We start from the raw sequence: 12,313 nt of genomic DNA, 5'->3' as shown, positions 1-12,313 counted from the left end.
AATCATGTCTAAAACAAATATGCCAGAAGGATTTTTATGGGGTGGCGCTACATCCGCTAATCAGATCGAAGGGGCTTGGGATAAAGATGGAAAAGGTCCTTCCTTTGTAGACGGACTCATTGCATCAAGGGATATCCAAAAAAGATATGCCAAAGAGGCTCCCAAAGATTCCTATTTCCCATCCCATCAAGCGATCGATTTCTACCATAGATACAAGGAGGACATTGCCTTATTTGCTGAGGCAGGTTTTAAAACCTATCGTATGTCGATTGCCTGGACGAGAATCTTCCCAAATGGAGACGAAACTAAGCCGAATGAAGAAGGACTAGCCTTTTATGATCAAGTGATTAACGAATTAATCAAACATAAAATAGAGCCCATTGTCACCATATCCCACTTTGAAATGCCTCAATATCTTATTGATGAATATGGTGGCTGGTCAAATCGTAAACTCATTGATTTCTTCACTAACTATGCAAAAGTTTTATTTGAGCGCTATAAAGGAAAAGTAAAATACTGGCTAACTTTTAATGAAATTAATATGGCAATGTTTTTGCCACAGATGGCACTTGGTATTCGTACTGATGCTACGGAAGAAGAAAAATACCAAGCCATCCATCATCAATTTGTCGCCAGTGCTCTAGCCGTTAAAAACGGTCACGAAATAGATCCTAACAATCAAATCGGTGCTATGCTGGGCTATGCACCCATCTATCCATTAACCTCGAAACCAGCAGATGTTTTTGTCGCAAAGCAAAGAGAACTCCAAAAACTTTTCTTTGCCGATGTGCAACTGAAAGGTCATTATCCAAAAAGGATGCTTGCTTATTTTGCATCCCAAGCCATCCATTTGCATTTTGCTGAGGGAGATTTGGAGCTGCTTGCCAACTATCCAAGTGATTATCTAGGATTTAGTTACTATACATCAACAACCATGAGTAATAATAAAGAGAAAGATCTGAGTGAAGGAAATGGTATTTTAGGAGAACGAAATCCCCACTTAGAAGAATCAGAATGGGGCTGGCAAATTGACGCATTAGGCTTAAGATACGGGCTTAATCTTCTTTATGATCGGTACGAGAAGCCTTTGATCATTGTTGAGAATGGGCTTGGTGCAGTAGATCAAATAGAGGATAACGGAGAAATCATAGATGATTATCGTATCAGCTATTTAGAAGCCCACATCAAAGCTATGCAAGACGCGATAGTCATTGATGGCGTAGACTGTTTCGGCTATACCGCTTGGGGATGCATCGATTTGGTAAGTGCTGGCACAGGACAGATGTCCAAAAGATATGGACTGATTCATGTTGACAGGGATGATGAAGGAAACGGCACCTTAAATAGAAGCAAGAAAAAATCATTTCATTGGTATCAAGAAGTGATTAGCAACAATGGTGTTTTATAAACATTGCTACTATAAAACATATCAATAATTTAAAGTAATTGTATTCATAAAAGACGACTCAAACTTTCAGCTTTAGCGTAAAATTGAAAGTGAGTCGTCTTTTTAAAGTTAATACTTTCTTTAAGTTCTATTCCAAAAACGTTGATGGGCAATAGCTTTAATAAAATCTTGATTAAAATTAGGATTATTGGCGGCAAAAATAACACCTGCTAAATTGTTTTGATTTGATTTTTGAATATATGACTGTCCAGTTGTAGCTACACCTATTGGTTTATAGGATTTGTAAGCTTCATGAATAAATTCCATGATATCTTGAATGAATTTTGCTTCATTTTCTGCTCTTCCACCAACAATATAAAATGAATCATATAAGACAGGATAAGTCACGGCAAAGATTTTATCCACCTTTAATTTCATTCCATGAGTCCCCGTTATCGTTCCAAGTTTTTCGCTAATAATATCGATAAATACACCTGATTGCTCTAGAAAGCTTAGCACTTGGCTTACTTCCTCACCGTTAAAACCATCTCCAATTAAAACAGCCACTTTTTGGGTATAAGCATAATGCGGCATGTTCGCTAAACTGAGTGCTGGAGAGCTTTTGGTGACCTTCACGTTTGTTCCCTTTGGCGGATTGACTCCAAGATAATCTGCCATAGTTGTTGCCATGCCTTGATCAACATTGGCAAACATATCAACGGTTTGTTGACGAACCGAGCGGCTTTTGACATGACCAACATGATAAACAAAGGAATCAATGATCTGGTCTTTTTCAACATCTGTCATGCTATTCCAGAAAAGACGAGCTTGAGAAAAGTAATCCGTAAAAGATTGACTTGGTATGTCTCTGGTAACAAAGCCTTCGACTTTACCAGGATAATTCTCATAACCCCCTTCTTCTGGTGGTGTTGTTGCGGGTGTATTTCCTGCTAATGAATTATTTTTATAATTGACACGATCGATATCGATCCGATGTCTGACATAACTGTCCCTTTGATTGAAATTCACCTCTTTTATCGGCCTATTTACGGGAATTTCCTCAATATTTCCTGTCCCTAATCGATGATAATCCGTATCCCGGTAGGCGAAAGCACGCCCCTGCAGGACGGGATCATTTGAAAAATCAATTCCAGGCACAAGGTTTGATGGATCAAAGGAAGATTGTTCCGTTTCTGCAAACTCATTATCAGGCAAACGATTTAGGGTCATCTTACCGATAATTTCGACCGGAATTTCTTCTTCTGGCCATAATTTTGTATCATCCAAAACATCGAAATCATAGTTGAATTCATCTTCCTCAGCTATCAATTGGACACCAAATTCATATTCAGGGTAAGCCTCTTTCTCAATCGCTTCAATTAAATCACGGCGATGGAAGTCTGGATCAACACCACCAATCACACCCGCTTCATCTAATAATAACGAATGAGCACCAAGGACAGCTTTGAAATGGAAACGAACAAAAGTCGCCTTCCCTTGCTCATTAATGAATCGAAATGTATTAATTGGATAACCGTCCATCATCCGAAAGCTTTTTGGTCTAGAGTAACCTGACATGAGCCACATAATCATATGGGCTGTTTCCTGATTATTTGAAACATAGTCCCAGAAATTATCATGGGCAGAGGTCGCCTGTGGGATATCATTTCTAGGCTCTGGCTTAATCGCATGAACGGCATCAACAAATTTCATCGCATCAGAAACCAAAAATACCGGAAAAGTTAACCCTAATGAATCATAATTCCCTTCTTCTGTATAAAACTTCACGGCAAAACCTCTAATATCCTGTGCGGTATCCTTCGAACCTTTACTGCCAATTAAGGTGGAAAAACGAACAAAAATCGGCGTTTTTCTACCGGGTTGTTGTAAAAAATGAGCTCTCGTGACATGTTCCATTGATTTAAAACATTCAAACTCACCATACGCACCAAATCCCCTCGCATGAACGACACGCTCTGGAATCCGTTCACGATTAAAGTGAGATTGTTTCTTATAAAAGTGAGCATCTTGAAGTAACGTCGGTCCTCGTCGACCTGCTCGTAATGACCAATCATCATTTGAAATATTCAAACCGGCATCACTGGTTAGTTTTTTGCCTTTACCCGTATTTTGTTTACGGTATTGATTCAACTGTTCATTTTTACGATTATCATCAGCAGGTCTTCTTTCTTTATCATCAGCCACTTTATCACCGTTCCTCCCTATTATTATCATTCCACTTAAATAATATGAATTGAAAAGGTGATATATACAGTATTTAGGGTAAAAAAACACCTTATCACGGAAAAAGTAAGAACGATTTCTATGATAAGGTGAAACTATCATCATTGATTTAAATCAGCAGCTTTAGCGAACACCGCCTCCACCACCAGCTGTGGCACTAACCCCACTTTGATGGCCTGAAGAAAAGCTTCTAGTTAACAGACTCATCAGATAGATATCAGCATAAGAGATTTGACCTTGCCCGATATATCGCGGATAAAATTGCTCTAATTGTTTAGCAATTGCTTCTGCCAAGCCATAGAGACTCGCCCAAATCAGTAAATCTTCCCACAAAGCAATTCCCTGTACTTCGCGTTCATCCAATAAGGTGAAATCAGTTAAATGAAAAAAGAAAGATAAACAAATACTTAAAACAATTCTTTTTCATAAAATCAACTCCAATTGACCTAGCTATATCATGATGGCCAAGTTCAATATTATGATCTAAAATTTATAGACATATGATGAATGTTCATCCTTTTGGATTTTTTTAAAGCCTAACTTTTGAAATAACTTGTTAGACCCTTCATTCCAATCATACACTTCATCAACTAACAGCTCTTTTCTCCCAGACTTTTTCAATTCACTTAAAAAGTATTTAATAATCCTTGTTCCAATCCCTTTATTTTGATAGCCTTGAGCCAAAACAATGGCAAAATTATCAGCACTAAGCCAAACATCACCAATAGTAGCCATTTTCTCTTTCTCTTGATATTCAATATAATACAGCTCTCCATTTTCCTTTTGCCATTGATACATATTTTGAAGCTGTTCTTTTGAGTACGGGTCTCGCGTCTTATTTACCAACCACTGAATATCGGGATCCGTATACCAGACTAAGGCCTCATCACGTATTCCATCATAAGGTATTAACATAATATTATCATCAATTCTTCTATTCATTTGTTCTATCCCTCATTCGATTATCCTATTAAGAAATCCTGTATCTTTCACGCTCTATCAAAAGGGGATTTCCTTTTGTTTTTTTCCATTGTTTACGTTAAACTTATCATAAGAACACTTGAAAGGAAAGTGGTATAACAATGACACGTATTGGCTTTATCGGAACGGGTGTAATGGGAAATAGCATGGCTCTTAATTTATTAAAATCAGGACATGAACTGCATATTTTCACAAGAACAAAACAGAAAGCAATGAATTTACTGGAACAAGGCGCTACTTGGCAACATTCAATAGCTGATCTCGCCCAAGCAGCCGATGTCATTATTACTATTGTTGGTTACCCTAATGATGTAGAAGACGTTTATCTAAGTGAAACAGGGATCATTAAACATGCAAAGGCAGGTAGTTTATTAATTGATATGACTACCTCTAAACCTACTCTTGCAGAGGAAATCGCCAAAGCCGCCAAGGCAAAAGGATTAACTGCATTGGATGCTCCCGTATCTGGTGGTGATATTGGCGCAAAAAGTGGAAAGCTAGCCATTATGGTTGGTGGTGATCAGGAGGGATTTGAACGTGCCCTGCCGCTTTTTGAAATAATGGGTGAAAAAATCGTTCACCAAGGACCTGCTGGGGCTGGGCAACATACAAAAATGTGTAATCAAATTACAATTGCCTCAAATATGCTCGGTGTATCTGAAGCGATTGCCTATGCTAGGAAGGCTGGACTTGATCCATCACGAGTTCTCGAAAGTATCACAACAGGTGCGGCTGGAAGCTGGTCATTAACTAATCTAGCACCACGGATGATTAAAGGTGATTTCGCACCAGGTTTCTATATCAAGCATTTCATTAAAGATATGACAATTGCATTAGAAACCGCAGAGGAAATGGGCTTATCTACGCCTGGATTAAAACTAGCACTCTCGCTTTATCAAGAATTAGCTGAGGCAGGCGAAGAAGATAGTGGCACACAAGCATTGATTAAGCTTTTTTCATAGGTTTATACCTCATCAAAATCACACTAAGCTAGGGACAAAATTAAGGGTTGACTAAAAATAACTATGTCATTTACTTATACTAGCACTTTGAATCTCACGAAATCGCTGGGGACAGCGGAGCCATTATGTTGAAAGTTGTTCGTTATTACGATTCCAGTACGGGGAAAATCCGACTAATGTCAGTATGATTGACTGCTCAGCTCCCTTTAAATAGGGCGTTCACGGAACTTTCACAACATAAATGCTCACTTTTTCTAGTGATACCATAGTCTATGACATGATTTCTATTAAAAGAGCCAATCGATTATTCGTTATAAAAAAATGATCGTTTGGCTCTTCGTGTTTCTTCTTTACCTTCGAGACAGCCTCAAAATATTAAAGTTTATTTAAATGAAGATACAGATTCTTTCATTTTCACGATTTAGTTCATTGTATTTAACCAATCCTTTTCCTCGTTATGAAATGGATTCATTTATATGATTAAAATCGCTAGTATTCTTGAAGTTTTATACTTGCAAATGTGCCTACTCTTGTGGCGCCGGTCTTTGCTGTCTGATAATCTTTTATACTTCCACTCGCCGTTATTTCTATTTGTAAGTTTTTGAAAAAGAAGTACGCACCTTTCGATCAGATAAGTGGCTTATAAAAAACTATCTACTTCCATTTAATTAATTGTTATTTTACAATAAAATGAGAATTTTGATTATCAGGAAGGAAATCAATGTAGATAAGCTTGTTCATTTATGCCAATAATATATAATCGCACATGACGACGTCAAGATATAGTTGAAATGGTAGAGAGGAGTATCTTTTCTATGATCACATTTGAAAATGTAAGCAAGCAATATCCTGATGGCACCATCGCAGTAGACTCCATTGATCTGAAGATAAGACAAGGGGAATTCTTTGTCTTAATCGGCCCTAGCGGCTGTGGAAAAACTACTACTTTAAAAATGATTAATCGTTTAATTCCCATTTCAGATGGCACAATTTTTATCGATGATCGAAAAATCAGTGAATATCAACTAGAGGAGTTACGCTGGAATATTGGTTATGTGCTTCAACAAATCGCCTTGTTCCCACATATGACGATTGAAGAAAATATTGCAATCGTCCCAGAATTAAAGCATTGGGGCAAACAGAAAATTAACGAACGTGTCACACAATTATTAAATATGGTCGGTTTAGACCCAGCAACCTATCGACATAGAAAACCTAGTGAATTGTCGGGGGGACAACAACAAAGGATTGGCGTAGTAAGGGCATTAGCAGCCGATCCTGATATTATTCTTATGGATGAACCCTTTAGTGCATTAGATCCCATTAGTCGAGAGAAATTACAAGATGATATCCTTCATCTTAAACAAACTATTCAGAAGACAATTGTGTTTGTTACCCATGATATGCAAGAAGCGGTTAAACTAGCAGATCGTATTTGCTTGATGAATAAAGGGAAAATTGTGCAAATTGGTACTCCTGATGAAATTATCTACTCACCTGCTGATGACTTCGTTAGGGATTTTGTTGGTTCAATTGGGAAACCTGTTATAGACTTTGATTTGCAAGCTTTGGTGAAGCCTATTGAAAAAGAGGGCTTAGATATAAGGCAAGCACAACTTTCACATTCTGCCTCACTAGAAGAAACACTGCATGCGTTATCAGAGCGAGAACACGTTTTTGTTGAGAAAAGCGGCAAAGTGATAGGCTATGTAAATAGGCAAATGATGATTGTTCACTTTTCCAAGCAAACAGGCAAAGGAGAGACCGCTTATGATTAGTATCCTGCAAGAATTTCAAAGTAGGCAAGGTGATCTTTGGCAAGCATTGGTGGAGCATATTCAGATCTCCTTTATCGCTCTCTTCTTTGCAGTAATGATTGCTATTCCACTGGGGATCTTCTTAACTAGAAAGGAAAGAGTAGCAGAGGGGGTTATCGGGATAACCGCTGTATTACAGACCATCCCTTCATTAGCATTGCTCGGTCTATTTATTCCTTTATTCGGTATTGGACGACTTCCAGCCATCATCGCATTAGTCATCTATGCCTTGCTGCCCATTTTACGCAATACCTATACAGGCATTAAAGAGATTGACACATCATTGATTGAAGCTTCCAAGGCAATGGGAATGAATCAAGCTAAGAGACTACAAAAAGTAGAATTACCTTTAGCCATGCCTGTCATTATGGCTGGTATTCGCACCGCCATGGTACTTATCATTGGTACCGCAACACTTGCCGCTCTTATTGGAGCAGGTGGTTTGGGTGATCTAATTCTGCTAGGGATCGATCGCAATAATTCTGCTCTGATTATTTTAGGAGCCATTCCTGCCGCACTATTAGCCATTGTTTTTGATTTCTTGTTACGAAAGATGGAGAATTTATCGTACCAGAAATCACTTGTTACTATTGTAATTATTATTGTGATTACCTTTAGTTTTTCTATAGTACCAAATTTAGTAAAAGGTAATCAAGATACGTTAATCATTGGTGGAAAACTAGGAACGGAACCTGAAATTCTAATTAATATGTACAAACTACTCATTGAGGAAGAAACAGATATCCAGGTAGAATTAGAACCGAGCCTTGGTAAAACCTCGTTTCTATATAATGCCTTACAATCAGGAAATATCGACGTCTATCCTGAATTTACAGGTACGATTATTAGTGAATTCTTAAATGAAGAAGCCATTAGTAATAATGAAGAGGAAGTGTATGCCCAAGCGCGTGACAATATTCTTGAAGAAGCCAATCTCGTTTTATTGGAACCCATGGCATATAACAACACTTACACCTTGGCAGTACCACAGGATCTTGCGGAAGAACATCAGCTCGAGACAATCTCAGATTTACATGGTCTAGAAGACGAATTATTAGTTGGTTTTACATTAGAATTCTCTGATCGAGAAGATGGTTACCAAGGTATTCAGGAGGTATATAATCTGACATTCCCAAACATTACGACTATGGAACCAACACTTCGCTATACAGCCGTAGAACAAGGTGACATTAACTTGCTTGACGCTTATTCAACCGATAGTGAAATTAGAAGATATGAATTGGCGGTTTTAGAAGACGATCAAGAGTTATTTCCACCTTATCAAGGAGCACCTTTGATTAGAACGGAAACATTAGAAGAATATCCAGAACTTGAAGAAGTTCTTAATCAACTAGCCGGGAAAATTACTGATGATGAAATGCGTGAAATGAATTATCAAGTCGGAGTTGAAGGGCAAAGCTCAACTGACATCGCCAAGGATTACTTGCTTAAAGAAGGATTAATAGAATAATCAAAAAGAGACTTAGGACAACCATTTTATTATACCTTAGCTCTTTTTTTGAGTGTATCTCTTTATCTGAACAACTTTTTTTAATCAGTATTCAAATTAGCTTATGACAGGCCAAGCCTTATCAAATAATTATACTATGCTATACTAATAATAGATTATTTTGATATTGATTTAACTGATCCATTTCAGAAAAGTAAAAACGTGGCTTATCACTAAATCTTTATGGTGAAAGCTCTAGTTTTCTTTACACTATCTTCAAATAAGATCTTATATTTTCTGATAGTGCAAAAAAGATCAGTCTAAGGAGGATAATACATGGATAAAACAAAACGAACTGACATTTTTTCGCATGCTAAAAAATGGACTTTAGAAGCTGGAGAACTTATTCGCTCTAAAATTAACGATCCATTAATTATTGAAACCAAATCAAACCCTAAGGATTTGGTTACTGAGCTTGACAAAGAAGTCGAATCTTTTCTAGCCGCTAAAATTAAAGAGACATTTCCTGATCACCTCTTACTCAGCGAAGAGGGCTACGGCGATGATATTGAATCTTTAGCTGGGACTGTATGGATCGTTGACCCCATTGACGGTACAATGAATTTCGTTAAACAAAAAAGAAACTTTGCCATATCGATCGGTATTTTCCACCAAGGAATTGGTGAAATTGGATTAGTCTATGATTGTATGGCAGAGAATTTATATGTTGGATTAAAAGACGAAGGCGCTTATAAAAATGAGCAAAAGTTACCTTCCTTAGCAGATACTCTAGAACTTGAAGATGCGATACTCGGCTTCAATCATTACTGGTTATATGAAAATGAAATAATTGACGAAACTATTACAAAGCAATTAGTAAAAAAGGTGCTCGGTACAAGAACTTATGGGAGTGCAGCACTAAAGCTTGCCTTTATTGCCGAGGGGATAGTCGATGGCTATCTAGCTATGAATCTTGCTCCGTGGGACATTGCCGGAGGGATGGTTATTGCTAATGAAGTAGGTGCGGTTTCAACCAATTTAGCAGGTGAACCGATAAATATGTTAACGAGAGAATCCTCTCTAACCTGCCATCCAGCTATCCAACAAGAAATTATTAATAACTACTTAAAAAAGGGATTGAAGTAAAGGATACTCTAATATCTTCTTGAGCAACTATTGAATAATATTTAGAAAAAAGTTAATCTCAAATTTCCTGATAAAAAAACAGTTCCATCTGATCTACCTTTGATGGAACTGTTCCGATTCATTTATTTTCTTCCTCAGGCAAGCCAATAATCAAACCAACAACCAAACTTACAATAAAGGAAACCGTAATACCAATTAAATAATAACTGAATGTATCACCGAAAAATACTGGCAAACCACCAAGGGGATTAAGTCCGAACCCCGTACTCTCCACTTGAAAAATCCCCATTATCAAACCACCAGCTGCTCCACCAGCAAATACCGCACCAAATAACTTTTTATATTTGATAATAAGTCCATATAATCCTGGTTCAACAACGCCTATCAAACCACTTATTGTAGAGGAAATGGAGAGTGACTTATTGGTTTTACTTTTCGCTTTGAAATAGACGCTAAGTACAGTTCCTGCAACAGCTGTATTACCTGCTGCACACAGTGCTAAAATAACATCATAGCCATTGGATGATATATTTTGCAACATAATCGGTAATAATCCATAATGCGTACCTGTTAATACAAGCAATGGATACACAGCACCCAAAACCATCCCTGCAATAAAGGTTAGATTACTATATAAGGCATTAATTCCTGTTGAAACTAAATCCCCTATCCAAATACTTATGGGACCAATCACTATCAGAATTATCGGTACCGTAATAAGCAATGAAAAAACTGGGGTGAAGACAATATCCAATACTTTCGGCATCCAAGATTTAATAAATCGTTCGATATAGGACAACAGCCATACACCAATAATAATCGGTAATACAGAAGAGGAATAATTCATTAAAGTAAATGGGATAGAAAAGAAATCAATTGCGACGTTCCCCTCTGCAACTACACCAGTAAATGTAGGATGTAATAGAATGGTCCCAATCGTTGCTGCAATGATTGGATTACAGCGAAACTTCTTAGCTGCATTAAACGCTAGTAAAATAGGCAAGAAATAAAATACGGCATCAGAAATCACATCTAAAACCATATACGTATTTGATTCTCCAGAAACCCAGCCCAGATTCACCAATACAACCAGTAATCCTTTGAGAATTCCTGCACCAGCTATAGCAGGAATAACAGGGACAAAGATACCGGATAGTGTATCAAAGAAACGATCTAACCAATTTCGTTTATCTTCCTTCGAACCTTCTTCCTTCTCTTTTCCTAATTGAGCCTCTATCTCTTGATATACTGTTTCCACATTGTTGCCGATAATCACTTGGAACTGCCCACCATTATTAACAACTCCTGCAACACCTTCCAAGCTTTCTAGTTGTTCTTTGTTAGTTTCTGCTTCCATATCATCTGTTAATACAAACCGCAACCGAGTCATACAGTGCGTGACAGAATCTATACTCTCTTTTCCACCTACCAATGAAATAATATTTTCTGCTAGTTTACTCATGTCCACTTTAATCCCCCCTTAATCTTCTTCGATAAATTCTTGTAATCTTTCCTTGGAATAAATAATCAGGGTATCTTTGTAATAATGCTTATAGCCATTCCCGACAAACGATTCAAACAACTCATCCTGTTGGTGATTTACTTTGATATCAGCTAATGCCTTTTTCAACTGGGTAATGATATCGGATTGAATGGGAAAAGGTCCATGCGCTGGATAGATATCACCAATTTCATCTTTTCGTCTTAATAATTTATCGTAAGCAGCATAAGCCATGTTAAAAGGAGCTTGTTCGTCGTTCGTTAAGAAATACCAAATATTATGTTTTGTTACCATGTCACCACTAAATAAATCACCATTATCTTGATCTAAAAGGGCAATACATCCATATGAATGACCTGGCAAATGAATCACTTCTAATGATTTTTGACCTAAGTCAAATACATCTCCCTCTCGAACAAACCGATAATTCACATGTTTGATCGTCGATGCTAAATAAGAAGGTTCATCAATAGCACCTTGTAATTCAGGCTTTTTGTTCAAGCGATAGTCAATCGCTTTCTTCTTAATATCAGGATTATCATTTTGAAACAATTTTCCTAAATCCAACTCATGAATAAACACCTCGTCAAACCAATAATTACCGAGAGCATGGTCAGGGTCACCATGGCTATTAACAACAACAAGAGGCAAATCCGTTATTTGTTGAATAATAGGTCGAATGTCTTCATAACCATAGGCTGTGTCAAACAATAAGGCCTTCTCCTTACCAACTAATAAATAACAACTCGTGGAATCAGCTTCTTTAATACAATAATTATTATTTCCCAGCTCATAAACCTTGTTAATTAATGTATCCATTGTGTT

Annotated in this window: 10 protein-coding genes; 5 read left to right on the top strand and 5 right to left on the bottom strand. The window is 37.3% G+C overall.

The annotated features are described in order from the left end of the window. The first annotated feature begins 4 nt into the window (after window positions 1-4). Window positions 5-1,408 carry a glycoside hydrolase family 1 protein gene (locus ACS127_RS06795; protein ID WP_440897667.1) on the top strand — a complete coding sequence of 468 codons (1,404 nt, stop codon included), beginning with the start codon at window positions 5-7 and terminating at the stop codon, window positions 1,406-1,408. A gap of 120 nt (window positions 1,409-1,528) precedes the next feature. Here the strand turns inward: ACS127_RS06795 and ACS127_RS06790 are convergent, their stop codons facing one another. From ACS127_RS06790 to ACS127_RS06780, 3 genes are all read right to left on the bottom strand, one after another. Then, window positions 1,529-3,622 carry a catalase gene (locus tag ACS127_RS06790; protein WP_440897666.1) on the bottom strand — a complete coding sequence of 698 codons (2,094 nt, stop codon included), beginning with the start codon at window positions 3,620-3,622 and terminating at the stop codon, window positions 1,529-1,531. A gap of 132 nt (window positions 3,623-3,754) precedes the next feature. Beyond that, complete coding sequence (locus tag ACS127_RS06785) at window positions 3,755-3,994, bottom strand: hypothetical protein (RefSeq protein ID WP_440897665.1); 240 nt, start codon at window positions 3,992-3,994, stop codon at window positions 3,755-3,757. 120 nt (window positions 3,995-4,114) lie between these two features. Beyond that, a complete protein-coding gene (locus ACS127_RS06780; RefSeq protein WP_440897664.1) occupies window positions 4,115-4,573 on the bottom strand; it encodes a GNAT family N-acetyltransferase in 459 nt (152 codons plus the stop codon). A 140-nt stretch (window positions 4,574-4,713) separates the two neighbouring features. Between ACS127_RS06780 and ACS127_RS06775 the strand changes: the two genes are divergently transcribed. The 4 genes from ACS127_RS06775 to ACS127_RS06760 all read left to right on the top strand — a co-directional run bounded on the left by ACS127_RS06775 (window position 4,714) and on the right by ACS127_RS06760 (window position 9,987). Beyond that, window positions 4,714-5,574, top strand: coding sequence for an NAD(P)-dependent oxidoreductase (locus ACS127_RS06775; RefSeq protein WP_440897663.1), 861 nt, complete (start codon window positions 4,714-4,716; stop codon window positions 5,572-5,574). An 815-nt stretch (window positions 5,575-6,389) separates the two neighbouring features. After that, the gene (locus tag ACS127_RS06770; RefSeq protein WP_440897662.1) at window positions 6,390-7,352 is read left to right on the top strand and encodes an ABC transporter ATP-binding protein; all 963 of its coding nucleotides are present in this window, start codon (window positions 6,390-6,392) and stop codon (window positions 7,350-7,352) included. Then, complete coding sequence (locus ACS127_RS06765) at window positions 7,345-8,862, top strand: ABC transporter permease/substrate-binding protein (RefSeq protein ID WP_440897661.1); 1,518 nt, start codon at window positions 7,345-7,347, stop codon at window positions 8,860-8,862. Before ACS127_RS06770 ends, ACS127_RS06765 begins: the two co-directional genes overlap by 8 nt. A 315-nt stretch (window positions 8,863-9,177) precedes the next feature. Beyond that, window positions 9,178-9,987 (top strand): inositol monophosphatase family protein, encoded by an 810-nt coding sequence (locus ACS127_RS06760; protein ID WP_440897660.1) that lies wholly within the window; start codon window positions 9,178-9,180, stop codon window positions 9,985-9,987. A gap of 118 nt (window positions 9,988-10,105) precedes the next feature. Here the strand turns inward: ACS127_RS06760 and ACS127_RS06755 are convergent, their stop codons facing one another. Then, on the bottom strand, window positions 10,106-11,449 hold the full coding sequence (locus ACS127_RS06755; RefSeq protein WP_440898094.1) for a PTS transporter subunit EIIC: 1,344 nt from the start codon (window positions 11,447-11,449) through the stop codon (window positions 10,106-10,108). Window positions 11,450-11,467: 18 nt separating this feature from the next. After that, window positions 11,468-12,307 (bottom strand): MBL fold metallo-hydrolase, encoded by an 840-nt coding sequence (locus ACS127_RS06750; RefSeq protein WP_440897659.1) that lies wholly within the window; start codon window positions 12,305-12,307, stop codon window positions 11,468-11,470. Window positions 12,308-12,313 lie beyond the last annotated feature (6 nt).

The organism is Amphibacillus sp. Q70 (assembly GCF_052055485.1).
Classification (GTDB): Bacteria; Bacillota; Bacilli; order Bacillales; family Amphibacillaceae; genus Amphibacillus.
The sequence above is the reverse complement of the archived record's forward strand: the minus strand, read 5'-3'. Positions and strand labels throughout refer to the sequence as shown.